The organism is Sphingomonas sp. Leaf67, assembly GCF_001421965.1.
Lineage (GTDB): Bacteria > Pseudomonadota > Alphaproteobacteria > Sphingomonadales > Sphingomonadaceae > Sphingomonas.
In genome coordinates this window covers 127,700-152,765 of the sequence record NZ_LMLP01000020.1, presented here as the reverse complement: position 1 = coordinate 152,765, position 25,066 = coordinate 127,700, and the positions used below count along the sequence as shown (strand labels likewise).

At 69.0% G+C, this 25,066-nt stretch carries 23 protein-coding genes and 1 riboswitch; of the genes, 18 read left to right on the top strand and 5 right to left on the bottom strand.

The genetic code is table 11. The features are described from left to right. Positions 1-288: 288 nt before the first annotated feature. Positions 289-1,122, bottom strand: a complete 834-nt coding sequence (locus tag ASE90_RS11615; protein ID WP_200910873.1) for a glycosyltransferase family 2 protein — start codon at positions 1,120-1,122, stop codon at positions 289-291. Beyond that, entirely contained in the window at positions 1,119-3,191 is a 2,073-nt protein-coding gene (locus ASE90_RS11610) for an HAD-IIB family hydrolase (protein ID WP_056000544.1), read from the bottom strand. Before ASE90_RS11610 ends, ASE90_RS11615 begins: the two co-directional genes overlap by 4 nt. A gap of 82 nt (positions 3,192-3,273) precedes the next feature. On the opposite strand from ASE90_RS11610, the gene ASE90_RS11605 reads away from it, so the two are divergent. Beyond that, entirely contained in the window at positions 3,274-4,338 is a 1,065-nt protein-coding gene (locus ASE90_RS11605) for a glycosyltransferase family 4 protein (RefSeq protein WP_056000541.1), read from the top strand. Next, the gene (locus ASE90_RS11600; RefSeq protein ID WP_056000539.1) at positions 4,335-5,555 is read left to right on the top strand and encodes a glycosyltransferase family 4 protein; all 1,221 of its coding nucleotides are present in this window, start codon (positions 4,335-4,337) and stop codon (positions 5,553-5,555) included. Before ASE90_RS11605 ends, ASE90_RS11600 begins: the two co-directional genes overlap by 4 nt. Here ASE90_RS11600 and ASE90_RS11595 read toward each other — a convergent pair. Beyond that, positions 5,477-6,340: a hypothetical protein gene (locus tag ASE90_RS11595; RefSeq protein ID WP_056000536.1), complete on the bottom strand. Its 864-nt coding sequence runs from the start codon at positions 6,338-6,340 to the stop codon at positions 5,477-5,479. The two genes, ASE90_RS11600 and ASE90_RS11595, sit on opposite strands and share 79 nt — an antisense overlap. A gap of 66 nt (positions 6,341-6,406) precedes the next feature. On the opposite strand from ASE90_RS11595, the gene ASE90_RS11590 reads away from it, so the two are divergent. Next, on the top strand, positions 6,407-7,306 hold the full coding sequence (locus ASE90_RS11590) for an NmrA family NAD(P)-binding protein (RefSeq protein ID WP_056000533.1): 900 nt from the start codon (positions 6,407-6,409) through the stop codon (positions 7,304-7,306). 21 nt (positions 7,307-7,327) lie between these two features. On the opposite strand, the gene cobU is transcribed toward ASE90_RS11590, so the two are convergent. Then, on the bottom strand, positions 7,328-7,852 hold the full coding sequence (cobU, locus tag ASE90_RS11585) for a bifunctional adenosylcobinamide kinase/adenosylcobinamide-phosphate guanylyltransferase (protein WP_056000530.1): 525 nt from the start codon (positions 7,850-7,852) through the stop codon (positions 7,328-7,330). A gap of 25 nt (positions 7,853-7,877) precedes the next feature. Next, a riboswitch (cobalamin riboswitch) is annotated at positions 7,878-8,079 on the top strand. A gap of 135 nt (positions 8,080-8,214) precedes the next feature. Between cobU and ASE90_RS11580 the strand changes: the two genes are divergently transcribed. Genes ASE90_RS11580 through ASE90_RS11530 form a run of 11 tightly spaced genes read left to right on the top strand, consistent with a single transcriptional unit; the run spans position 8,215 to position 18,871 of the window. Beyond that, positions 8,215-10,152 (top strand): TonB-dependent receptor plug domain-containing protein, encoded by a 1,938-nt coding sequence (locus ASE90_RS11580; protein WP_056000528.1) that lies wholly within the window; start codon positions 8,215-8,217, stop codon positions 10,150-10,152. Beyond that, positions 10,152-11,108 carry an aminotransferase class I/II-fold pyridoxal phosphate-dependent enzyme gene (locus tag ASE90_RS11575; protein ID WP_056000525.1) on the top strand — a complete coding sequence of 319 codons (957 nt, stop codon included), beginning with the start codon at positions 10,152-10,154 and terminating at the stop codon, positions 11,106-11,108. Before ASE90_RS11580 ends, ASE90_RS11575 begins: the two co-directional genes overlap by 1 nt. After that, positions 11,108-11,719 carry a cob(I)yrinic acid a,c-diamide adenosyltransferase gene (gene cobO, locus ASE90_RS11570; protein WP_056000522.1) on the top strand — a complete coding sequence of 204 codons (612 nt, stop codon included), beginning with the start codon at positions 11,108-11,110 and terminating at the stop codon, positions 11,717-11,719. The genes ASE90_RS11575 and cobO overlap by 1 nt, the downstream gene beginning before the upstream one ends. Next, entirely contained in the window at positions 11,716-12,522 is an 807-nt protein-coding gene (locus ASE90_RS11565) for an ABC transporter substrate-binding protein (protein WP_235531779.1), read from the top strand. The genes cobO and ASE90_RS11565 overlap by 4 nt, the downstream gene beginning before the upstream one ends. After that, the gene (locus ASE90_RS11560) at positions 12,519-13,481 is read left to right on the top strand and encodes a FecCD family ABC transporter permease (protein WP_056000518.1); all 963 of its coding nucleotides are present in this window, start codon (positions 12,519-12,521) and stop codon (positions 13,479-13,481) included. Before ASE90_RS11565 ends, ASE90_RS11560 begins: the two co-directional genes overlap by 4 nt. Further along, entirely contained in the window at positions 13,478-14,248 is a 771-nt protein-coding gene (locus tag ASE90_RS11555) for an ABC transporter ATP-binding protein (protein WP_056000515.1), read from the top strand. The genes ASE90_RS11560 and ASE90_RS11555 overlap by 4 nt, the downstream gene beginning before the upstream one ends. Continuing rightward, positions 14,248-15,117: an adenosylcobinamide-phosphate synthase CbiB gene (gene cbiB / locus ASE90_RS11550; protein ID WP_056000860.1), complete on the top strand. Its 870-nt coding sequence runs from the start codon at positions 14,248-14,250 to the stop codon at positions 15,115-15,117. Before ASE90_RS11555 ends, cbiB begins: the two co-directional genes overlap by 1 nt. Further along, positions 15,105-16,562 carry a cobyric acid synthase gene (locus ASE90_RS11545; RefSeq protein ID WP_056000513.1) on the top strand — a complete coding sequence of 486 codons (1,458 nt, stop codon included), beginning with the start codon at positions 15,105-15,107 and terminating at the stop codon, positions 16,560-16,562. Before cbiB ends, ASE90_RS11545 begins: the two co-directional genes overlap by 13 nt. After that, complete coding sequence (cobT, locus tag ASE90_RS11540; protein WP_056000510.1) at positions 16,559-17,563, top strand: nicotinate-nucleotide--dimethylbenzimidazole phosphoribosyltransferase; 1,005 nt, start codon at positions 16,559-16,561, stop codon at positions 17,561-17,563. Before ASE90_RS11545 ends, cobT begins: the two co-directional genes overlap by 4 nt. After that, the gene (locus tag ASE90_RS11535) at positions 17,553-18,326 is read left to right on the top strand and encodes an adenosylcobinamide-GDP ribazoletransferase (RefSeq protein WP_235531778.1); all 774 of its coding nucleotides are present in this window, start codon (positions 17,553-17,555) and stop codon (positions 18,324-18,326) included. The genes cobT and ASE90_RS11535 overlap by 11 nt, the downstream gene beginning before the upstream one ends. After that, on the top strand, positions 18,323-18,871 hold the full coding sequence (locus tag ASE90_RS11530) for a histidine phosphatase family protein (protein ID WP_056000504.1): 549 nt from the start codon (positions 18,323-18,325) through the stop codon (positions 18,869-18,871). Before ASE90_RS11535 ends, ASE90_RS11530 begins: the two co-directional genes overlap by 4 nt. On the opposite strand, the gene ASE90_RS11525 is transcribed toward ASE90_RS11530, so the two are convergent. Then, the gene (locus ASE90_RS11525) at positions 18,856-19,698 is read right to left on the bottom strand and encodes a family 16 glycosylhydrolase (RefSeq protein WP_082449748.1); all 843 of its coding nucleotides are present in this window, start codon (positions 19,696-19,698) and stop codon (positions 18,856-18,858) included. The two genes, ASE90_RS11530 and ASE90_RS11525, sit on opposite strands and share 16 nt — an antisense overlap. A 131-nt stretch (positions 19,699-19,829) precedes the next feature. Here ASE90_RS11525 and ASE90_RS11520 point away from each other — a divergent pair, with 131 nt between their 5' ends. The 4 genes from ASE90_RS11520 (at position 19,830) to ASE90_RS11505 (ending at position 25,057) form a co-directional block, all read left to right on the top strand. Continuing rightward, positions 19,830-20,540, top strand: a complete 711-nt coding sequence (locus tag ASE90_RS11520; protein WP_056000501.1) for a dienelactone hydrolase family protein — start codon at positions 19,830-19,832, stop codon at positions 20,538-20,540. 62 nt (positions 20,541-20,602) lie between these two features. Beyond that, on the top strand, positions 20,603-21,046 hold the full coding sequence (gene msrB / locus ASE90_RS11515; RefSeq protein ID WP_056000854.1) for a peptide-methionine (R)-S-oxide reductase MsrB: 444 nt from the start codon (positions 20,603-20,605) through the stop codon (positions 21,044-21,046). Positions 21,047-21,239: 193 nt separating this feature from the next. Next, positions 21,240-24,029 (top strand): TonB-dependent receptor, encoded by a 2,790-nt coding sequence (locus tag ASE90_RS11510; protein ID WP_056000498.1) that lies wholly within the window; start codon positions 21,240-21,242, stop codon positions 24,027-24,029. After that, a complete protein-coding gene (locus ASE90_RS11505) occupies positions 24,029-25,057 on the top strand; it encodes a phytase (protein ID WP_200910871.1) in 1,029 nt (342 codons plus the stop codon). The genes ASE90_RS11510 and ASE90_RS11505 overlap by 1 nt, the downstream gene beginning before the upstream one ends. Positions 25,058-25,066: the final 9 nt, after the last annotated feature.

The following is a 25,066-nucleotide window of genomic DNA, read 5'->3' as shown; positions in this document are numbered from 1 at the left end:
TGTCCTCCTGTTGGATGGAGAACGTAACCAGAACGGTTCGTTGTAGGAAAGCCGGGTGGGCCGAGGCGGGCCGGTCCGTTGCTATCGTTGCCGGGGTACGATCAAGACCTCTGGGCAAGTCGCGAGCTCAACCGCTGATGCACCGTGCCGCCGCGCAGGCGGGGGGCCGGAGCCAAGCAAAACAACCGCTTGCGTGCGGGACCCTGGACCCCCGCCTGCGCGGGGGTACGGTGGTGGGTGCTGTCACCCTCAGACAGCGATGCTTCCGTCCAGCCCGATCGGTACCCGTTAGCTGAACAGCGCGTCGCGGCGGTGGCTGGCGGCAATTTCGGCCGGGGTCGGATGCCGCAGCACCGCGATCGTATCGGCATCGGGCGACCAGCGGATCAGCCCGGCGTCGGCGAATTGCCCCAGCCAATAGTCCATGCACCACCGCCCCCAGCGCGCGCGGAAGCGGGTGGCGTTGCGCAGGATCGCGTCGAATTGATGCAACGGCGGGACATGAACCGCATGATGCTGATGCCATGCGACCGCGCCGCCGACCCATGCCATCGGCACGCCCGCCGCCGCCAGCGCCCATGCGAAGTCGGTCTCCTCCCCGCCATAGCCGACATAGCCGGTGTCCATGCCGCCCGCCGCATCCCAGGCGCTGCGCGGCAGGGCGAAGGACAGGCCCCATAGCTCGCCATGGCTCGGCACAGGGCGGACTTCGTCATCGGCAAGCGCCGGCTTGGCCGGATGGCGGACCGCCTGCGCCAGATCGACCGTGCCGGGCGGCAGGTAGCGGACCTCGCCCAGATAGCAGGCGGGACGATCGTCGAGCACCTCGGCATAGCGGGCGACCAGCGACGGTGACGGGATGCAGTCGACATCGAGGAAGATCAGGCTATCGCCGCGCGCCGCCAGGGCTGCCGCATTGCGCGCCTCGGCCAGCGGCATCGGGTCGCCGGGCACGAATACCTCGCGCACCGGCACCCTTGGATCGGGCAGGCCGGCGGGTGCGGCATCCTGCATATAGGCGATGACCAGCTCGTCGGGGGCGCGGGTCTGCGCGGCGATGCCCGACAACAGGTTGGCGAGGTGCGCGGTCCGCCCGCGCACCAGCGTGCAGACCGAGATCACGCCGACAGGCGCTGCTGCACCGGCTGCCCCCGGAAATGGGCGACCCCCTCCATGATCCCGAAGGCATAGCCGCGCCGCGCGACATAGCTGTGGGCGAGGTCGGGACGCTCTGCGAGGCCGTCCGAATAATTGCCGACGATGATCGCATGGGCGCAGGCGCGCAGCATTTCGACGTCGTTGCCGCTGTCGCCGGCGACGATCACCTGATCGCGGCGCATCCCCGCCTGCTGGCGGACATACTCGACCGCCGTCCCCTTCGACGCGGCGAGCGGCAGGATGTCGAGATAGCGGCCATGGCTGTGGATCACCGAGGCGGCGAAACCGGCATCGGCGAGCAGGTCGCGGACCCGCTGGGCGATGTCGGTTTCGCCGGCGGTGAAGTAGCTCAATTTGTGACTGCGCTGTTCGAGCGGGCTTTGCGGGCGCAGGTCGGACTGTGCGGCGAGCAGCGCGCCGATCGCCGCCCGGTCCCAGCCGGCATCGATCGTCGCCGTCCACGTATCGTCGCGGACATAGATGCCGCCATGGGCACGGTGATAGATTTCGGAGCCGACCGAGGTAATCATGACGGCGGGCGGCGCGACCTGATTCTGGGCAAGGATCGCCAGCGCGCTGTGCAGGCTGCGTCCGGTGGCGATGCCGAACAGCATGTCGTGCTGGTCGCCGTGCCACAGGTTGAACGCCTGCGCCGCTTCGGATTCGCCCAGCAGCGTGTTGTCGATGTCGGAGACCAGCAACAGGCGCGGGGTTTCCGCGACCGGGGCGGGCGGGGCGATCACCGCCTGCGCCAGTTCGGCATAGCGCGCGACATGCCCGTCCCAGTCGTACAGGTCGGCGGCGGTCGCCCCGGCGCGCGAATAGCGATCCCACAGCGCATCGTCGGACAGGATGGTCAGCATCGCCCGACCGATCGCCTGTGGATCGCGCGGGTCGACGAGGATGCCGTTGCCGCACCCCTCGATAATGTCGTTCGGCCCGCCGCTGTCGGTCGCGACGAGGGGCAGGCCCGACGCCGCCGCCTCCAGCAGCGTCAGTCCGAAGGGTTCGTTGAGCGCCGGGTTGACGAAGATGCCGCGCCGCGCGCGGGCATGGGCATAGATGGCGGGGACTTCGTGCGGGGCATGGGTCTTGGGGATCGCGACCGATCCGTACAGGTCGTAGCGGTCGATCAGCGCGAACAGTTCGGCCATGTTGCCGGCCAGTTCGGGTTCGAGGCTGCGCGGATCGTCGCGGGTGCCGGCGACGATCACCAGATTGGCGGCGGTCTGAAGCGCGGGGCAGCGGCCATAGGCATGGACCAGCGCGGCGAGGTTCTTCTTGCTGACCGGGCGGGCCAGCGCGAGGATCACCGGCTTCGACGGATCGGCGAGGAAGCGGTCGATCCGCGCATCGACCATCGGATCGGTACAGGTGCCCGCGAACATCGCCAGATCGCTGCCCGGCGGGATGATGCGGATGCGGCCGGGATCATAGCTGGCATAGCCGGCATATTGCACCTCCGCCTCGTCGCGGGACGAAGCGATGATCGCGTCGGCATCGGCGATCGCGCGGTCTTCGATGGCGATGCGGCGCTCCAGCCCCTGCGTCTCTGCACAGTCGGTGCCAAAAGCGATGCGCTTGACGCGTCCCAGTGAGTGGGCGGTGAAGAGATAGGGGATGCCCAGCCGCGCCTTGACCGCCGCCGCCACCGCGCCGGCATCGGCATAATGGGCGTGGATCAGGTCGGGGCGACGGTCCAGCCCCTCGATATGCGCGACCAGCGCGTCGACCATGCTGTCCTGTTCGCGCCACAGGGCTTCCTTGGGCAGATAGGCGTCGCTGGCCGAACGCAGGCGGACGATGCGCGTCGTGTCGTCGATCGGCTCCACCGCGTGCCAATAGCCATCGCCGAGCGCGCCGCCGCGAAAGGCGCGGGTGACGATATCGGTCCGGGTGATCGCATCGTTCCGACCGGTCGCGGCAACAAGATCAAGGAGGTAGCGGATGTGGCCGCCGGTATCGGCAGTGACGCCATATTCCACCTCGTGCGCACGAAGACAGCCCTGAAGCGCGAGATGGAGGATGAACATTACGGAACTTTCCCGTTAAAAAATACGGACTTGTGACCGTCTTCACAGGAACCGTTCGGCTTTCGCTTGGTTCCGGTGGACGATGGTATCCCCGCTTCGGATCGCGCAGATCGCCCCCGTCATCTACCCCACGCCACCGGGCAGGACGGGCGGGACCGAACGGGTCGTGTCCGACCTGACCGAGGCGTTGATGGCGATGGGCCATCACGTGACGCTGATCGCCCCGAGCGACAGCGTGACCACCGCCCGCCATCTGTCGGCGCATCCCAGCCTGCAGGCGTTGCAGGCCTATCACGGTCCGGTCGCGCCGGGAGTGCCCGCCGCGCTGGAGGCGGCGCAGCTGGGGCTGCTGGCGCAGCACTGCCACGAATTCGACATCGTCCATTGCCATGGCGAGTTCGCCCATGCCGCGGTGCTGGGCAAGCGGATAGGGCAGAGCGTGACGACGGTCCACTGGCGGCTGGACGAGCTCGACCGCAAGCTGTTCTTCCACAGCTTTCCCGAATTGCCGGTCGTCGCGATCTCGGCGGCGCAGGCGCGCGACCTGCCGCGCGCCAACCGCGCGGGCGTGGTGCATCACGGCATTCCAGCCGAGCGGTTCTCGGCCGGTCCGGGTGGGCCGGGAGTCGCCTTTATCGGGCGGATGACCGACCAGAAGCGGCCCGATGTCGCGATCCGCGTCGCGCGCGCCGCCGGGCGGTCGATCCGGCTGGCCGGGGGCATCGATGTCGGCAATCCGCGCTATTTCGACGAACGGGTCGCACCATTGCTGGGCAACGATGCCGAACATGTCGGCGAGGTCGACGACCGCGCCAAACAGGCGTTGTTGGGCGAGGCGGCGGCGCTGCTGTTCCCGATCGACTGGCCCGAACCCTTCGGGCTGGTGATGATCGAGGCGATGGCCTGCGGGACGCCGGTGATCGCATGGGATCGCGGCAGCGTGCGCGAGGTCGTCGACAACGGCGTCACCGGCTTCGTCGTCAGGAACGAGGACGAGGCGATCGCGGCGCTGGCGCGCATCGATACGCTCGACCGGGCAAAGGTGCGCGAACGGTTCGAGGCGCGCTTCACCGCGACGCGCATGGCGGCGGAGTATGTGGCGCTGTACCGGCAACGGATCGCGCTGGCGCATGGGGCGGTGGCGTGAGGGTCGGGCTGATCAGCTGGGCCTATCCCCCCGAAAAGAGCGGCCTGTCGCGCGCTGCGCAGGAGATTGCGCAGGCGCTGGCCGAGGCGGGACATGACGTCCGCGTCGTGACGATGGACCGCCGCGACCGCAGCATGGACGGCGCGGTCGAGGTGATCGGCGCGCAGGTCGATGGCTGGCTGGCCCGGTTGCGGCGCTGGCCCGGCATCGGTCATGCGTGCGGCCCGGCGATGATCGCGCGGACGGTGCGGCGGCTGCATGCCGAGCGGCCGTTCGACGTGGTCGAGGCGACCAACTGGTATGCGCCGGGGCTGTGGGTCGCGCTCACCGGGCCGGTGCCGCTGGTCACCCGCAATTCGACGCCGGTCGCGACCAGCGCTGGGCGGCCCCGCACCCTGCGCGACCGGATCGACCGGTGGGCGGCGGTCGCGCTGGAGGCGCTGTCGGCGCGGCAGTCCGCCGGCCTGATCTCCAATACCGAAGCGCATGGTGCGAAGGTCGCGGCGCTGTACGGCACGGTGCCGCCGGGGCCGGGACATGCCGTGATCGGGCTGAGCCTGCCGCCCGCGATCGTGGCGGCCGGACAGGCCGCGCTCTATCCGCCGGGCAATGCCCCGCTACGCATGTTGTTCGTCGGGCGCAACGAACCGCGCAAGGGAACCGATGCGCTGATCGGTGCGCTGCCCGCGCTGGCGGCGGAGGCCGATGCCGGCACGCTGCCCGAGTTCCGGCTGACGATGATCGGGCTGCACCGCCACGAACTCGACGGGTTGCCGCCGGCGGCGCTCCGGCGGATCGACATCCATCACCGGGTCGAGGACGATGCGCTCCACGCCGCGCTGGCGGCGGCGGATATCGTCGTCGCGCCGTCGCGCTACGAGAGTTTCGGGCTGGTCTATCAGGAGGCGATGACGTTCGGCCGACCGATCGCGGCGTGCGGCGAGGACCCGAGCGCGAGGCTGTTCGTCGGCAGCAGCGGCGCGGGATTGCTGGCGCAGGATTGCACGGCCATCGCGCTGGGCGCGGTCTTGCGGCGGATGCTGTGCGATGATGCGCTGCGGCTGGCGCTGTCGGCGGCGGCAAGGGTGGCGGCGGGGCGGTTCACCCGCGCCGGCCTCGCGGTGGAGACGGCGGCGGCCTATGTCGCGGCGGCGAACGGGCGGAGCAGGGCCGCCTCGTCGCTCGGGCGGCCGGCACCGGTCGACATGGCTTCGTAAACGCGCGACCGTTCGAGGACGCGCGACCGGCTGAGAAAATGGTCGATCGCCCCGGCCAGCGCGAGCGAGGTGCGTTCGAACGCCACCACCGGGCGTTCATGGACGATGCCGGCGAAGCGGACCTCGGCCCGGTTCAGCCGGTACTGGATGTCGGGCCACAGCGCCGATGGTACCCCGTCGACCCGGTTGCGGCGCGCCAAGCCTAGCGACTGCAGCCCGTCGCGATCGGCCGCTGCGGTGAGCCAGCCGAGAGACGTCAGCAGCGCGGCATCGGGCCGTTCGTCGGTATCCAGTTGCAGGATCCAGCCGGTCGCCGATGCCTGCACCCGGTTGCGTTGCGCGGCAAAGTCGCCGTTCAGCGGATGGGCGACGATCCGCGCCCATGGCACCCGTCCGGCCAGCGCCGCCGCGTCGTCGACCGTGCCGTCGAGCAGGACGATCGCGCGGGGAAAGTCGGAACGCAACCCCGTCAGCATCGCCGCGACCCCGTCGGCTTCGCCGGCACGGGCGATCATGCCAAGCGTCACGGCGTGCGGCTGCGGTGTCGCCGGTTTGCCGTCGATCAGTCCCAGCGCCCATGCGGCGTTGCGACGGGCATGGGGGGAAAGCGCGAATCCGCGTTCGGGCGTGCCGCCGCGCAGATGGTCGGCGACCGCCGCGCGAAGCGCGACCGGGTCAAAGGCCAGATCGGCGACCGCCAACCCGCAATGGGTGCATTCGGGCAGCGCGCGGTCGTGCCAGTTGGCGTTGCCGCAGATCGGGCAGCGTGGCCAATCCTGATTCATCCCATCCGCCCCCTTGCGTTGCTGCGTCGGGGAACGCACGACGTCGCGTGGCGGTTCGGAGGATTGATGCGGGAAACGACCAACGACACGATCATCGTCGCAGGCGCGACCGGCGACCTTGGCGGCCGGATCGCGAAGGCGGCCGTTGCGCGCGGCGCGAAGGTGCGGGCGCTGGTCCGCCCCGAGACCGCGGCCGAGCGCATCGCCGCACTGGAAGCGATCGGGGCCGAACCCTGTCCGGTCGATTTCGACGATGCGCAGGCGCTGGCCCATGCCTGTCGCGGGGTGTTGTGCGTGGTATCGGCGCTGAACGGGCTGGGCGAGACGATTCTGGATACCCAGACACGGTTGCTCGATGCGGCGCTGGGCGGCGGGGCGGCACGGTTCATTCCGTCCGATTTCTCGATCGATTATCGCGCGTTGCCGACCGGCACCAACCGCAATTTCGACCTGCGTCGCGCGTTCCGCACCCGGATCGACACCGCGCCGATCATGGCGACGTCGATCTTCAACGGCGCATTCGCCGATATGCTCAACGGACAGATGCCGTTGATCCAGCGGCGGGTGCGGCGGGTGCTGTACTGGGGCGATGCCGACACGAAGTTCGCGCTGACGACCAAAGACGATGTCGCCGCCTATACCGCCGCCGCCGCGCTCGACCCCGCCGCGCCGCGCGACCTGCATATCGCGGGGGCTGAGGTCAGCGCGCGCGATCTGGCGGCGTTGATGGGCGAGGTGACGGGGCGGCCCTATGGTCTGCTGCGCGCCGGATCGCTGGCGGCGCTGTCGCGGATGATCGGGGTGACGCGCCGGCTGTTCCCCGCGCGCGATCAGGTGTTTCCGGCGTGGCAGGGGATGCAGTATCTCCACAATATGTTCGACGGTCGCGCACCGTCGGCGCCGGTGGATAACGGGCGGTATGACGTGGCGTGGACGCCGTTGCGCGAGGTGGTGGCGCAGGGATGATCCTATCCCCCTGCGCGGGGGTCACCGCGTTGCGTGTGGATCGAACCGCTCCAGCGGCAACATCATCCCCGCCACGACGAACCAGCTGCGATCGACCGTCGCCGCCACCGCCTGATTGAGCCGCCCCGCCGCGTCGCGGAACCGGCGGCCGAGGGGGTGGTCGGGGACGATGCCCATGCCGACCTCGTTGCTGACCAGCAGCACCGGATGCGCCACGCGGCCGATCGCGGCGAGCAGATCGGTGGTATGACGGTCGATATCATGGTCGCCGAGCATCAGATTGGACAACCACAGCGTCAGGCAATCGATCAGCACCGGCCCCGTCGCCGCATCGATCACGCTGGCCAGATCGATCGGGCATTCGACCGTGTGCCATCCCGGACCACGATCGGCGCGGTGGCAGGCGATGCGGTCGGTCATCTCCTCGTCCCACGCCTCCGCCGTGGCGAGATAGGTCCACGGCCCCGCCAGCGCCTCGCACGCCGCCTGCGCCAGCCGGCTCTTGCCCGAGCGCGCGCCGCCCATGAACAGGGTTGTCGTCGCCATCTTGTCCTGTGCCCCGATGCGCTCTAAGGGCGCGGATGCGACAGGTTCCCAGAAACGGGATGAAAAGGGAACCCGGAAGCGCGTTTTGGACGCGTCATCCGGGGCTGCCCCCGCAACTGTGACCGGCGAGCCTTGCTCCCCCGCGTGCCACTGGACTTCGGTCCGGGAAGGCCGGGCAAGGCGACGACCCGGAAGCCAGGAGACCTGCCCGTCGCGGTTGTCCTTCGCGCGGACGGGGTGTGCCGGGCGATCGAGGGTTTCCTCGCGTGACGACGTCGTTTGGGGGTCGTGCGCGCATGGGAACAGCCTGTTCCGGCGTCATCGGTGCGCGTCCCCCTGGTTATGTCTGGGGGGAGTGCCTCATGAAGATTTCGAAGACCCGTTTGCTGTTGCTGCCGTGCCTGTTCGCGGCTGCCCCGGCCTTCGCGCAGAGCGCGCAATCGTCGGTCGGCCTCGAACGCGTGGCGGGGGAAGGCGACGAGATCGTCGTCACCGCCAACCGCGAAGCCCGCCCGGTCGATACCGTCGGGCAGGCGATCACCGTGCTCGACCTGACCACCATCGAACAGCGGCAGGCGGTGGTCGTGTCCGACCTGCTGCGCCAGACGCCCGGCGTCACCGTCACCCGCAACGGCGGCATCGGCACGACGACCAGCGTCAACATCCGCGGCGCGGACAGCGACCAGACCGTGGCGCTGATCGATGGCGTGAAGCTCAACGATCCGTCCTCGCCGGGCGGCGGGTTCAATTTCGGCAATTTGCTGATCGGCAATATCGCCCGGATCGAAGTGCTGCGCGGGGCGCAGTCGGTGCTGTGGGGCAGCCAGGCGATCGGCGGCGTCGTCAACCTCATCACCCGCCAGCCGACCGACGCGCTGTCGATCAACGTGCGCGGCGAGGGCGGCTCGTTCGGCACCGGACAGGGGTTCGCGAACATCTCGGGGAAGGCGGGGCCGGTATCGGCCAGCATCGGCGGCGGCTTCCTGACCACCGACGGCATCTCGGCCTATGCGCCGGGGCGCGAGGCGGACGGCTATCGCAGCTATGGCGCGAACGGCAGCGTGTCGGTGGCGCTGGCCGACAGCGTGTCGGTCGATGTCCGCGGCTTCTATTCCAACGGCCGGACCGAGATCGACGGCTTCCCCGCGCCGACGTTCAGCTTCGGCGATACCCGCGAATACGGCGATGCCGAGCAATGGACCGGCTATACCGGCCTGAACGCGGCGCTGTTCGACGGGCGGTTCCGCAATCGCATCGGCTATGCCCATACGTCGAGCAACCGCACCAACACCGACCCCGATGGCACGCCGACCGAGACGTTCCGGGGCAAGGGGCGCAACGACCGCATCGACTATCAGGGGTCGTTCGACGTGACCGACGCGGTATTCGCGACCTTTGGCGTCGAGCGTGAGGTGTCGCGCTTCACGACGTCGAGCTTCGGCGGTCCGACCGCCACCGGTCGGGCGCGGCTGCTGGGCGTCTACGGTCAGCTGGCGGTGACGCCGATCGAGAACCTGACGCTGACCGGCGGCGTGCGGCACGACGACCATAATGTCTTCGGCGGGGCGACGGTGTTTTCGGGTAGCGGCGTGTGGTCGCCGAACGCCGGCAACACCGTGTTGCGGGCGAGCTATTCGGAAGGGTTCAAGGCACCAACCCTGTTCCAGTTGCAGAGCGAATATGGCAATGCGGCGCTGACCCCGGAGCGTTCGCAGGGCTGGGACGCGGGCATCACCCAGCGTGGCCTCGATGGTGCGGTGGAGGCCAGCGCGACATGGTTCGATCGCACGTCGAAGGATCTGATCGCGTTCGTGTCGTGCTTCGGCGTGACGACCGGCGTCTGTGTGGGCAAGCCGAACGGCACCTATGACAATATCGCCCGCGCCGAGGCGAAGGGGCTGGAATTCGCGCTGAAGCTGAAGCCGGTCGAGGCGTTCACCGTCGCTGCCGCCTATACATGGCTGGATGCCGAGAACCGGTCGGCCGGGACCGCCAATTTCGGGCGCAAGCTGGCCCGGCGTCCTGCCGACAGCCTGACCGTCAACGCCGATTACCGCTGGGCGTTCGGGCTGGCGATGGGGGCGATCGTCACCATGGTCGGCGACAGTTTCGACAATGCGTCGAACGCGCGGCGGCTGGACGGCTATGTCCTGACCGATCTGCGCGCGTCGTTCGCGGTGACCGAACGGGTCGAGGTTTATGGCCGCGTCGAGAACCTGTTCGACGAACGCTATCAGACGATCTTCCAGTACGGGACGCCGGGGCGCGCTGCCTATGGCGGCGTGCGGCTGACCTACTGATGATCGACCTCGCCGAATATTGTGCGCATGGCGGGCGGGTGACCGCCGCCATGCGTGCGTTCGGCGGAGACGACTGGATCGATTTGTCGACCGGCATCGCGCCATGGGCGTATCCCCATGGCGCGATCGATCCGGGCCATGACCGGCTGCCCGAACCGGGCGAACTGGCGGCGCTGGAACGGGCGGCGGCGCGGGCGTTCGGGGTGGCCGACCCTACAGCGGTGGTCGCGGTGCCGGGTACCGATCTGGCGCTGCGGCTGCTGGGGGTGATCCTTGCCGCCGGGCGGCCGGCGGTAGTGCGGCCGGGCTATGCCGGCCACGCGGCCGCATGGCCGCACGCAAGCGCCGTGGCCGCGCTCGCCGATCCGCGCGATGCCGACCTGCTAGTGCTGGCTAGCCCCGCCAATCCCGACGGCTTCGTCACGCCGGCGGACCATCTGCGCACACTGGCGCGGCGGATGACACTGGTCGTCGATGAAGCCTATGCCGATCCCGTGGCCGGTCTGGCGGGGGAAGCGTCCGACCGGCTGATCGTGCTGCGATCGTTCGGCAAATTCTACGGCCTGCCCGGATTGCGGCTGGGCTTCGTCGTTGCCGGGAGCGGGGTGGCGGGTGCGCTGCGTCACCTGCTCGGCGACTGGCCGGTGTCGAGCGCGGCGGTGCGGATCGGGACGGCGGCCTATGCCGACCGCACCTTTGCCGATGCACAGGCAGAGCGGATCGCGACGGTCGGCGCGCTGCTCGACTTGGCACTGGCCGGGGTCGATATCATCGGCCGCGCGCCGTTGTTCCGGCTGATCGAGACCAGCGACGCGCACGCGCTGTTCCGCCATCTGTGCAACCATGCCATCCTGACCCGGCCGTTCGCCGACCGGCGCGACCGGTTGCGGATCGGCCTGCCACCCGACGGGGCGGCGCTGTCCCGCCTGACCACCGCCCTGAAGGAGGTTATCTGATGACCGAGACGCCCGACGATCACGCCCGCCACAATGCCCGGATGCAGCGCATGGCGGTGGCGCGCGAAAAGATGCAGGCGCGCCGCACCCTCGAACGTGGGCTGCTGATCGTCCATACCGGCAATGGCAAGGGCAAGTCGTCGAGCGCGTTCGGCATGGCGATCCGCAGCATCGGCTGGGGGATGAAAGTCGCGATCCTCCAATATGTGAAGGGCAAGTGGGAGACAGGCGAGCGCAACTTCTTCGACGCGCATCCCGATCTTGCCAGCTTCGAGGTGATGGGCGAGGGGTTCACGTGGGAGACGCAGGACCGCGCGCAGGACATCGCCGCCGCCCGCGCGGCATGGGAACGGTCGAAGGAGATGATCCTCGACCCTGCGATCGACTTCGTCATCCTCGACGAGTTGAACATCGTGCTGCGCGACGACACGCTGCCGATCGCCGACATCATCGCCTTCCTGAAGGATCGGCCGCTCACCAAGCATATCTGCATCACCGGCCGCAACGCGAAGCCCGAACTGCTCGACCTCGCGGATCTGGTCACCGAATTCGGCGAGGTGAAGCATCCCTATCATGCCGGGTTCAAGGCGCAGAAGGGTGTCGAATATTGATCCGTCCGCTCGCCCTGTTGCTCGCCGCGCCCGCGCTGGTCTCGGCCGCGCCGCGTGCGCCCCGGATCGTGTCGATCAATCCGTGCGTCGATGCGGTGCTGCGCTTGGTCGCCGATCCGGCACAGATCGTCGGCATCAGCCATTATTCGCAGGATGCGCGCGGGACGTCGGTGCCGCTCGGCTGGGCGCAGCGATTCAAGGCGACGTCGGGCACGGCGGAGGAGGTCGTGGCGCTGCGCCCCGACATCGTCCTCGCCGGGCCGCACGTCGAACCGGCGACGATCGCCGCATTGAAGCGGATGAAGATCGCGCTGGTGCAATATCCGGTGGCGGAGTCGGTGCCGGAAAGCATGGATCAGGTCCGCGCCATCGCCGCAGCCACCGGCCATGCCGACCGGGGTGAGGCGCTGGCGGCGCGGATCGGGGCGGCGGCGATTCCTTCGACCGCGCGTCCAGTCGGGGCGCTGGTGTGGCAGGGCAATGGGCTGGTGCCGGGTAGTGGTACGCTAACCGACGACCTGCTCAAACGCGCCGGTTTTCGTAACATGAGCGCGGCCTATGGCCTCAAGCAATGGGACGTCCTCCCGCTCGAATATCTGGTTGCCGATCCACCGCGCGTGCTGCTGTCGACCGCGCCCCAAGGGGTGCAGGACGACCGGATGACCGGCCATCCGGCGGTGCGGCGGCTGGCGAAGCATATCACCGTCGCCCCGTATCCCACGCGTCTGATGAATTGTGGTGGGCCGACGATCATCGCGGCGATGGCGCGGTTGCGACAGGTGCGTGGAGCAGTGACGTCATGAAGCGGCTGACCCTCGGCCTGATCGTCCTGTTGCTGCTCGCCGCCGCGCTGTCGGTTGCGGCGGGCAAGGTGTGGGTGCCGTTCGACGCGTGGACTGCCGACGATCCGCGATCGATCATCATCGTCGAACTGCGCCTGCCGCGCACCGTGCTTGCGTTGCTGGTGGGGAGTGCGCTCGGACTGTCGGGGGCGGTGATGCAGGGCTATCTGCGCAATCCGCTGGCCGATCCGGGGCTGTTCGGCGTGTCGTCGGGCGCGGCGTTCGGGGCGGTGATGGCGCTGTATTTCGGCTATGCCGCGCAGATGTGGCTGCTGCCCGGCTTCGCGCTGATGGGAGCAGGGGTGACGATGGCGCTGCTGGCGCTGATCGCGGGCCGTTCGGGCAGCCTGATCCTGTTCACGCTGGGTGGCATGATCCTGACCAGCATCACCGGATCGCTGACCGCGCTGGCGATCAGCGTCGCGCCGACGCCGTTCGTGTCGTCGCAGATCGTAACGTGGCTGATGGGGGCGCTGACCGATCGCAGCTGGGACGATGTGCTCGTCGCGGCACCGTTGATCGTGGCAGGTATCGGGCTGCTGGCGCTGACCGCTCGGTCGCTCGATGCGCTGACGCTGGGCGAGGCGGCGGCGCGGTCGATGGGCGTCGATCCGGCGCGGCTGCAACGGCTGGTGATCGCCGGCGTCGCGCTGACGGTCGGCGCATCGGTGGCGTCGGCGGGGATGATCGGGTTCGTCGGGCTGATCGTGCCGCATATGGTGCGGCCGTTCGCCGGCAATCGTCCGTCGGCAATCCTGCTGCCTTCGGCGCTGGCGGGGGCGGTGCTGTTGACCTTTGCCGACAGCCTCGTTCGACTGGCCCCGACGGTCAGCGAATTGCGGCTGGGTATCGCCATGTCGATGCTGGGCGGGCCGTTCTTCCTGTACCTGCTGATCGCGATGCGGCGGAGGCTGGCATGACCGATCTGGTGGCCGATGCGATTTCGCTGACGCTTGGTGGGCAGCGCGTGCTCGACGCGGTGTCGTTCGCGTTCCGGCCGGGGCGGGTGACCGCGCTGCTGGGTGCCAATGGCGCGGGCAAGTCGAGCCTGCTCGCCTGCCTCGCCGCGCTGCGCCGCCCCGATAAGGGCGCGGCGCGGCTGGGCGGACAGGATGTGCAGGCGATCGACCGGCGCGCGCGGGCGCGGGCGATCGGGTTGCTGCCGCAATCGGCCGACGTGCATTGGGATATCGATGTGGCGACGCTGGTCGGCCTCGGCCGGTTCGCGCATCGCGGGCGGTGGGGTGAGACGCAGGCCGACCGCGATGCGGTGGCGGACGCGCTGGCGGCGACCGACATGACCGCGCTGGCCGGGCGGGGCGTCGAACGGTTGTCGGGCGGCGAGCGCGGTCGCGCGCTGCTGGCGCGGGTGCTGGCCGGGGAACCCGACTGGCTGCTCGCCGACGAACCGCTCGCCAGCCTCGACCCCGCGCATCAGCTGGATGTGCTGGCGCGGTTGCGCGGGGTCGCGGGGGGCGGGCGCGGGGTGGTACTGGTGCTGCACGATCTGCATCTGGCGGCGCGGGTGGCGGACGATGCGGTGTTGCTGAAGGACGGGCGGATCGTGGCAAGCGGTGACGCGGACGATGTGCTGACCGCGCCGGCCATTGCGGAGGCCTATGGCATCGATGTCGAGATCGGCCGCACGCCGCAGGGGCATCGCTATATCCTGCCGGTCGCGCGGTGATCGCGCTGGCGGCGCTGATCGTCGAGGCGGCGCTCGGCTATCCGCGCCGCTGGTGGCATCCGGTGATGGGCATCGGCGCGCTGATCGCGTGGGCAGAGCGGCGCTGGAACCGGCGGCGGCGGCTGGAGGGGGTGGCACTGGTCGTCCTGCTGGTAACGCTGTCGGTCGTGCTGGGTCTGGCGATCGAGCGATTGGGGACGGTCGTCACGATATTGGTCGCCACTACGGGGCTGGCGCAACGCAGTCTGCACGATCATGTCGCGGCGGTGGCGCGGCCGTTGATGGCGGGCGATCTTGCGGCAGCACGGCAAGCGGTGGCGATGATCGTCGGGCGGGATACCGATGCGCTGGACGAAGCCGGCGTCGCGACGGCGGCGATCGAAAGTCTGGCGGAGAGTTTCTGCGACGGGGTGGTCGCGCCGGCGCTGGGGCTGGTGCTGTTCGGACTGCCGGGGCTGTTCGTGGTGAAGGCGATCAACACCGCCGATTCGATGGTCGGGCACCGTACGCCGGCGCTCGGCGCGTTCGGCTGGGCCGCGGCGCGTGCCGACGATGTCGTCAATTTCGTGCCGGCGCGGGTGGCGGGGGCATTGATCGCGCTGGCCGGCCGCGGTGGCTGGCACACCATGTTGCGCGACGCACGCCACCACGCTTCGCCCAATGGCGGCTGGCCGGAGGCGGCGATGGCGGGTGCGCTGGGGCGTCGGCTGGGTGGGGCGGTGACCTATGATGGCGAGCCGGCGCAGCGCGCGGTGCTGGGCGAAGGGCCGCCGCCCGATGCCGGCGACCTGACCCGCGCGCTCGGCATCTATCGTGCCGCCTGCCTGTTGCTGTGGCTGCTGGTCGGGGGCGTCGCATGGCTGCGGTGATGATCCAGGGGACCGGATCGGATGTCGGCAAATCGGTGCTGGTCGCCGGCTTGTGCCGGCTGTTGACCGATCGCGGCCTCAGGGTGCGCCCGTTCAAGGCGCAGAACATGTCGAACAACGCCGCCGTCTGTGCGGGTGGCGGCGAGATCGGCCGGGCGCAGGCGTTGCAGGCGATGGCGTGCCGGGTGCCGCCGACGACCGACATGAACCCGGTGCTGCTGAAACCGCAGAGCGACCGGACGTCGCAACTGGTCGTCGGCGGGCGGGTCGCGGGGGTGATGCGCGCGGGCGATTACCGGCGGCGGCGGCCCGAATTGCTGGCCGAGGTGCTGGCGGCCTATCGCCGATTGTCGGGCCAAGCCGATATCGTGGTGGCCGAAGGGGCAGGGTCGCCGGCTGAGATCAACCTGCGCGCCGGCGATATCGCGAACATGGGGTTCGCGCGCGCGGCGGGGGTGCCGGTGGTGCTGGCGGGCGATATCGATCGCGGCGGGGTGATCGCTTCGCTGGTCGGGACGCAGGCGGTGATCGACCCCGACGACGCGGCGATGATCCGCGGTTTTCTGGTCAACAAGTTTCGCGGCGATCCGGCGCTGTTCGACGATGGTCGCGCGGAGATCGTCGTGCGGACCGGCTGGCGCGATATCGGGCTGGTCCCGTGGCTGGCGGACGCCGCGCGCCTGCCCGCCGAGGATGCGGTGGCACTGGGACGCGGGGCCGAGCACGGCGAAGGCCCGCTAATCGCGGTGCCAATGCTGTCGCGCATCGCCAATTTCGACGATTTCGACGCGCTGGCGCACGATCCGGCGGTGCGACTGCGGATGATCCCGCCCGGCCAGCCGCTGCCGGGCGATGCCGCGCTGGTGATCCTGCCGGGGACCAAGGCGACGATCGCCGACCTCGCTTTCCTGCGCGGACAGGGGTGGGATATCGATCTTTGCGCGCATGTCCGGCGCGGGGGGCAGGTGCTGGGGATTTGCGGCGGCTATCAGATGCTGGGGGCCAGCATCGCCGACCCGGACGGGATCGAGGGACCGGCCGGACGGGTGGCGGGCCTTGGGCTGCTGCCGATCGATACGGTGATGGCCGGGGCCAAGACGACCCGGCCGGTCACCGGCACGCTGACGGACGGAGCGGCGTTCGCCGGGTACGAAATCCATGCCGGCGTCACGACCGTCGCGCCGGGCACGCCGCCGCTGTTGCGGTTCGCCGAGGGTACGGCCGATGGCGCGGTCGCGCGCGACGGGCAGATCGCCGGCTGCTATGTCCATGGCCTGTTCGATGCCGCCAGCGCGCGCGCGAGCCTGTTGCGGCGGATCGGCGCGCGGGGCGATCCGCTCGACCGGCGCGAGGGCATCGACGCGGCGCTCGACGGCGTCGCGCGGGCGCTCGAGGCGGCGCTGGATATCGACGCACTTCTGGACATTGCCGGGGAGGCCCCATGATCGACGAGATTCGCGCGCATCTGGACGCGCTGGCCAAGCCGCGCGGGGCGATGGGACGGCTGGAGGCGCTGGCGACCGAACTGGCGCTGACGCAGCGGCGGATCGATGCGCGGACCTCGCCCCGACAGGCGGTGTTGTTCGCGGGCGATCATGGCTGTGTGGCGGAGGGCGTGTCGGCATGGCCGTCCGAAGTGACGGCGATGATGGTCGCCACCATCCTGTCGGGCCGTGCGACCAGCAACGCGCTGGCAGCTGCCGCCGATTGCCCGTTGCGGCTGGTCGACGTCGGCATGACGGGTGCGCGGGTCGACGGGCCGGCCTTCTTTCGCGATGCGCGCCTCGCCGATGGCACCGCGCCGCTGGGTGCCCGCCCGGCGATGACGGTCGCACAGTTCGACGCGGCTTGGGGCATCGGTGCCAGCGAGGCGGAGCGCGCCATCGACGAAGGCGCGGTGCTGCTGATCGCCGGGGAGATGGGGATCGGCAACACGACCCCGGCCGCCTGCCTCACCGCGCTGCTGACCGGACTCGACCCCGCTGCGGCGGTCGGGCGCGGGGCAGGGGCGGACGACACGGTGCTTGCCGCCAAGCGCCGGGTCGTCGCCGCCGCGACCGATCGTGCGCGGGGCGGGGCCGATCCGCGTGCAGCGATCGCATCGGTCGCGGGCTATGAAATCGCGGCGATGGCCGGCTTCTATGCGGCGGGCGCGGCGCGGGGGGTGACGCTGCTGCTCGATGGATATGTCGCCACCGCCGCCGCCTTGATCGCCGAGACGCTCGCGCCGGGCAGCGGGAAGGCGATGATCGCGGGGCATCGTTCGGCCGAGCCGGGGCATCAGGCGGCGCTCGCCGCACTCGGGCTGACGCCGGTGCTCGACTGGGAGATGCGGCTGGGCGAGGGGAGCGGGGCGCTGACGGCGTTGCCGCTGCTCGATGCCGCGTCGGCGCTGCTCAACGACGTGGTGCGGCTCGATCAGATCGGGGCGGATCGTGCCGACTGACGCGCCGCGCTGGGCCGCGCCGTTGCTGGCGGTCCAGTTCCTCACCCGCCTGCCGGTGCCGATCCTTGCCCGGCTGTCGGCGGAACAGGCTGGGGCGGGGCTGGCGCGGGCGATGGCGTGGCTGCCGCCGGTCGGCACGCTGATCGGTGCGGCGACGGCGGGGGTGTTCGTCGTTGCCGGCTGGATTTGGCCGCCACTGGTCGCAGCGACGCTGGCGCTGATCGTCGAGGCGTTGCTGACCGGTGCGTTTCACGAGGATGCGGTCGCCGATTTCTGCGATGCGTTCGGGGGCACCGCGTCGGGGGAGCGCGCGCTGACGATCATGAAGGACAGCCGCATCGGCAGCTATGGCGCGCTCGGGCTGGCGTTGAGCGTGGTGCTGCGGATCGCGGCGATGGTCGCATTGCCGGCCCCGGTCGCGGCGGCGGCGATCGTCGGCGCGGCGACGGCGGGACGGTCGTGCGCGGTGACGCTGGCGGCGATCGTCGCCCCGGTCGGCAGTGGGGCAGGAATGGCGGTGCGTGCCGGGCGGATGCCGCGCGGCCGCCTTGCGCTGGCAATCGTGCTGGCACTGCCCGGCCTTGCCCCGATCCTGTGGCTGCGGCCCGGTGCGACCGGGGCGGCGTTCGGCGCGATGCTCGTGCTGCTGCTCTGGCTGCGCCGTTTCCTGATCGCACGCATCGGGGGGAGTACCGGCGACTGCCTCGGCTTCGCGGCAGCGATGGGGCAGTTGGCGCTGCTGCTGGCGGTCGCCGTACGGTGAAGGTGTTGCTGCTGCGCCACCCGCCGGTCGCGAAGGCATGGGCCGGGCGCTGCTATGGCCGGTCCGACATGGGGTGGAGCCGCGAGGGCCAGACGCTGGCGGCGCGGATCGTTGCCGACCTCGCCGCCACCACGATCGACGCCATCGTCCATTCGGGCGCGCTCCGTAGCTGGCTGCTGGCGGAGAAGATTGCGCGCGGTCGCGACGTACCGGTCATCAACGACCCTCGCTGGCTCGAACGCGACTTCGGCGCATGGGAGGGCCGGTCGTGGAACGCGATCTGGCGCGAGACGGGGGCGGAGATGGACCGGATGATGACCGATCCCGAAACCTACCGGCCCGGCGGCGGAGAGCGCGGACGCGACCTAGCCGACCGGGTGCTGGCCGGATGGGCGGCGCTGCCCCGTGAACCGACCGTGCTGGTCGTCGCGCATGGCGGGCCGATCGCGACGCTGCGCACGGTGCTCGACGGCCAGTCGCTTACCCGCGCGGTCGACTTCATCCCCGCCTGTGGCGAAATCGTCGTGGTTCAGCGTCGCCAGTAGCGGACATGATCGACCCGCATCGACTGCGGGAATTTGCTGTCGTCGATGCCCATCTTGCCGCCCCAGTCGCCGCCGACCGCGACGTTCAGGATCAGGTCGAACGGCCGGTCGAACGGCCAAGCCGCGCGCCCGCCCGGCTGGTCGTTGGCGACGCGCATATAGCCGCGCCCGTCGATGCCGATGATGATCGCCTGTGGGGTCCAGTCGAGCTGATAGTGATGCCATTGCCCGCAAACGTCGGTCATCCTGCGCGATCCGCCGCGTTGCGGGCCCCGGGCATGGTTGAATTTGGCCGTGTGCAGCGTCGCATGGACCAGATCGGGTTCGTAGCCGACCAGTTCGAGAATATCGATCTCGCCCTCTTCGGGCCATTTGCCATCGGGCGGCAGCATCCACAGCGCTGGCCAGATGCCACGTCCGCACGGCAGCTTCGCGCGGATATCGTAAAAGCCATAGCCCATCGGCTTCACCGACACGATCCGGGCGGAGGTATAGTCCTGTCCGCCGGAATCGCCGCCCTTCGGTTTCTCCCGCCGCGCCTCGATCACCAGCGCGCCATCGGCGATCCGGGCATTGGCGGGGGTGTTGGCGGGCGCATAATATTGCCGTTCGTTATTGTACCAGCCGTCGCGATTGCGGCTGGTATCGAAGCGCCAGTGGGCGGGGTCGATGGTCTTGCCGGTAAATTCGTCGGCAAAGGTCGGCGTGCCGGCGGGTGGCGCGATGGCGATATCGACCGCATGGTTGCTGGCACCCAGCGTCGGGGCGTCCTGCGCCACCCCGGCGGTGGCGATCCCCGCCGCCATCGTCGCCCACACCATCCGCATCGCGCAACCTCCTGCAATCGCGCCCGTATTCCGGCGCTTCGCCGGCATCGTACGAAGCGGACCTGTCCACGCGCAACCCCCCTGCCGGTCCGACCGTTCAGCGCGCGACTTTCCCATCATGGAGCAGACGGATGACGGTGCAGCAGTTCGACTATCGCGACGGCGACACGGTGTTGCAGGCGGGCGTGGTGTTCCCCGCCGGGGACGGCCCGGCCCCCGCTGTGCTGATCGCGCACCAATGGGCCGGACGCGGCGAGGCCGAGCATCGGACTGCCGAGCGGCTCGCCGCCCTCGGCTATGTCGGCATCGCGATCGATATGTTCGGCAAGGACGTCAAGGGCGATCCGGCGGGCGACAACAGCCATCTGATCGGCCCGTTCCTGTCCGATCGCGCCGCGTTGTTGCAGCGGATGCGCGCAGGCGTTGCGTTCGCCGCGTCGCTCGACCGGGTGGACGCGACGAAGATCGCGGCGATCGGCTATTGCTTCGGTGGGCTGTGCGCCCTCGACCTCGCGCGCGGCGGGGCCGACGGCGTGGTGGGCGTGGTCAGCCTGCACGGCATGCTCGATGGCAACGATCTGGGCGGTCACGGCCCGATCGCGGCGAAGGTGCTGGTCGAACATGGCTGGCAGGACCCGATGGCCGCGCCGGACAAGGTGCTGGCCTTTGCCGAGGAAATGGGCGCGCGGCATGCCGACTGGCAGTTGCACGCGCATGGCCGGGCGATGCACGCCTTCACCAACCCCCATGCCGCCGCGCCCGAAAAGGGCATGGCCTATGACGCCGATGCCGATCGCCGATCCTGGGCGTCGGTCGTCGGGTTCCTCGGCGAGCTGTTCTGACCGGCTTTGCGAACCCGCCGTCGCGCCCCCATCTATCCGGCACCCCAGTACGGAAGCCCATGATGACCGAATATCGCAAGACCGAGGCGGCAATCGCCCGCCTGACCCCCGAGCAATTCCATGTGACGCAGCAAAGCGGCACCGAACGGCCAGGCACCGGCGAATATCTGCACGAGAAGCGCGCGGGCCTTTATGTCGACATCGTGTCGGGCGAGCCATTGTTCGCATCGACCGACAAGTTCGATTCGCACTGTGGCTGGCCGAGCTTCACCAAGCCGATCGAGCCCGCCAATGTCGCCGAACTGCGCGACGCGACGCATGGCATGGTCCGCACCGAAGTCCGCTCGGCGGGCGGCGACAGCCATCTCGGCCATGTGTTCCCCGACGGTCCGCGCGACCGGGGTGGTCTGCGCTACTGCATCAACTCCGCCTCGCTCCGCTTCGTACCCAAGGAGGCGATGGAAGCGGAAGGGTATGGCGACTATCTCGGTCAGGTCGAAGGATAACGCGTGCGGATCGTTGCCCCGAACCGGTTTCGGGGTAACGATCGCACCGTCGGACAAGTCTGTTGCCGATCTGCAACACGCTCGACACTGTAATGGTTACGTAACGATCTCGTAACGGTCGTTTCATTCCCCGTCGTCAGGGGCAACCCCAAGGCGGGAGCGTTAACGCTCCCCTAACAAGGGGCTTTCTGACATGGTTGGTATCTTCGCCCGGTCCTCGCGGGCCGTCGTCGTGCGCGCATTGCTGACGGGCGCGGCGTTCCTGCCCGTCGCCGCGCTGGCCGATCCGGTCGAGGATATGCCGGTCGTCGCCGATCCAGTGGCCCCCGAAGAGGAACAGGAAATCGTGGTGCGCGGCAGCCGCCCGATCGCCGAATCCGAAGCCGCCGCGCTCGAAATCCAGCGCAACAGCACCGCGCTTGTCTCGGTCATCGCCTCCGACGCGGTCGGTCGCCTGCCCGACCAGAACATCGCTCAGGCGATCAGCCGCCTGCCCGGTGTCGGCGTCGAGCGCGACCAGGGTCAGGCCCGCTACGTCAACCTGCGCGGCGCGCCGAAGCGCTGGACCACGCTGTCGTTCGACGGCGTGAACGTCGTCAGCCCCGAAGGTCGCGCCGCCCGGTTCGATTCAATTCCGTCGGCGATCGCCAAGCAGATCATCGTCCGCAAGGCGGTGACCCCGGACATGGTCGGCGAAACCATTTCGGGCAATGTCGACATCATCACCCGTTCGGGTTTCGACCAGAACGGGTTCCATGTCGCGGGCAAGGCCGCCTATGGTCTGGTCGAACTGGGCGACCGTCGCGAATTCGAAGGATCGCTGGTCGTGTCCGACCGGTTCGACACCGGCATCGGTGAATTCGGCATTGCCTCGTCGGCCAGCTTGTACCGGCGCGGCATGGTCACCGACAATTTCGAGACCGATTGGGAAACCGTGGCGCAGGACGCGCGGCCGGGCTTTGCCGACCGCATCTGGGCACGCGAAACCGAGAACAAGCTGTATCGCCTCGTCCGCAAGAACTATGCGCTGTCGACCCGGCTCGACTGGAAGCCGTCGCCCGACCACCGCATCTTCGCCGAAACCATCTATTCGGCGTTCCAGGACGACGAACAGCGCAACAACTATATTTTCGATCTCGACGATCAGCAGTCACGCCTGTCGACCGCAACCGCTGCCTGCGCGGTCAATGCGACGCCGGCCACCGGCACGACGGGCTATGCCGATGTCTGCACCGGCAATACCCCGCTGCAGGGCACGGTGTACGGTATCGATCTGAATTCGAACTTCACCGTGCGCGCGTACAAGCAGTCGGTGTTCACCAACACGCTGGGCGGCGACCATGATCTCGACACGTGGCGCGTATCGTGGCGGGCCAATTATAGCCGCTCGATCGACGACCGGACCCAGCCCGCACAGTTGAACTACGACAGCCCGTCGTTCGGCACCAACGGCGCGAACGCCGCCAACCGGCTGACCGTCGGCTACGACTTCACCGATCCGCAACTGGCACGCGTCCAGCTGTTCCGGACCATCCGCAACACCAACGGCACCTTTGCCCGCGGTGCCCGGGTGACCGCGATCGAGGATTTCCCGCGTTCACTTGTCCGCCTGCGCTCGCTGCTCGCGGCCGACACCACCGACGCCTATACCGCGCGCCTCGACGTGCAGCATGATGTCGACGGACTGTTCGGCGACAAGACGACCTTTGCGGTCGGCCTGCGCTTCGACGATCGCACCAAGTCGGTCGACGAACGCCTGCTCGACCTGAACACCGCCGCGCAGTTCGCCGCCGCCCACATCCCGACCGGCTATGGCCAGATCGCGATCCCCGGCGGCTTTCAGGGCGAAATCCCGCTGGGCTACACCTTCCAGTATTTCGGCAAGGCCCAGCTCCTCGACCTCGTCGACCGCGCCAAGACGGTCGGCCGCTATGTCGATCAGACCGCCAACCTCTATGACGTGAACGAGCGCATCTATTCGGCCTATGCGATGGCGACGGTCGTCACCGAATGGGGCAATGTCGTCGGCGGCGCGCGGATCGAGCATATCCGCAATGACTCCGGCGCGTTTGGCACTGGACCGCAGCGTCTCGAAGTGAAAACCAGCCAGACGCTGGTATATCCGAGCCTGCACATCAACTATGACGTGAACGAAAATACGAAGGCGCGGCTGTCGTTCAGCACCGGCGCAGCACGACCTGATTACGATCAGCTTCGTCCGAACCTGTCGATCAATGACGGAAACTTCACCATCGAGGGCGGCAATCCGGCAGCGAAGCCGGAAAAGGCGATGGGCGTCGACGCCTATGTCGAATATTATGCTGCCCCCAGCGGCTTCCTGTCGTTTGGCGCCTATTACAAGAGATTGCGTGGCGTGCTGTTCGACACGACACGGACGGTTGGCAATGATCTGTTGAACTTCGGCGGCGTCGACCGGTCGCAATACCTGTATTCGACCATCGACAATGGCGGCGACGGCTCGATCCTCGGTGTCGAGGGCGCGATCCAGCAGCAGCTCGATCCGTTCGTGACCGATCTCGGCCTGCCCGACTGGGTAGGCGGCTTCGGCATACAGCTGAACGCCACGCTCAACCGCAGCCGCGCCGAGACCCCCGATGGCCGCCGCGTACCGCTGCCGGGTGCGTCGAACGCGGTGTACAATATCGGTGCCTATTACGAGAAATACGGCTTCTCGGCGCGGGTCCAGTATCAGAACCGCTCGCGATGGCTCGATGATCTGGGTGCGTTCGATGTCATCAACGGTGTCAATCGTGGTGTCGACGGCGGCGACTTCTACTGGGCGAAGGATAACGAACTCGACGCCTCGCTGCGCTATGCGGTCACCAGCCAGGTCGAACTGTTCGGCAATTTCAGCAACCTGCTGAACGGTCCCGGCCGGCGCTACGTCCGCGACGCCCGCTACACGATTGAGCGTGAGACATTCGGCCGCCGCTATCAGGCGGGCGTGCGGGTGAACTTCTGATGCGGCGGTTCGCGGTCGCGGCGTTGCTGCTCGGCGGGTGTGGGGTAACGCCCCCACCGCCGGTGACGCCGAATGCGGTGCCGATGGTTGCCGCAGTGGCGGAGACCGATCCGGTCGACACCGCCGCCGACGCCGCCGACGATCCCGCCATCTGGCGCAACCGGCGCAATCCGGCCGGGAGCCTCGTGATCGGCACCGACAAGCAGGCCGGCATTCATGTCTATAGCCTGTCGGGCAAACGGCTGAGCTTCACCCCCGCCGCGCGGCTCAACAATGTCGACCTGCGGGACGTCGGCGGCAGGGTGATCGCCGTCGCCAGCGACCGTGCGGACGTTGGCGAGGCGCATGTCGCGCTGTTCACCCTCGACACGGTTGCGGGCAAGCTGGTGCCGATGGGCCGCTATCCGGTCGGTCCCGGCGAAGCCTATGGCATGTGCCTGTGGACCCGCGCGCGCGATCACGCGCTGTTCGGTTTCGTCGTGATGAAGGACGGCCGCATCGATCAGGTGTCGATCGACACGACCGGCGCGACGCCGCAGGTCCGCACGGTGCGTTCGATGAAGGTCGGCACGCAGGCAGAGGGCTGTGTGGTCGACGACCGGACCGGGCTGCTCTACGTCGCCGAGGAGGATATCGGCCTGTGGCGCTTCGCCGCCGATCCCGCCGCGCCCGTCACCGGCACGGCCGTTGCCAAGGTCGACGGCACGACGCTGATCGCCGATGCCGAAGGGCTGGCACTGGCCCCCAAGGGCCGCGACGGCGGCTATCTGGTCGTCAGCAGCCAGGGCGACAATGCCTACACCCTCTACCGCCTGCCGGCGCTCACCTATGCCGGCCGTTTCCGCATCGGCGGTGGCGCGATCGACGGCACCAGCGAGACCGACGGCATCGACTTGATGCTCGGCGATTTCGGCCCCGGCCTGCGCCACGGCCTGATGGTCGCGCAGGACGGCGACAACGCGCCGGAGACACAGAACTTCAAGATCGTAGGCTGGGACACCATCCGAAAGGCGCTCCGGCTGCGCTGAACGGCTTGT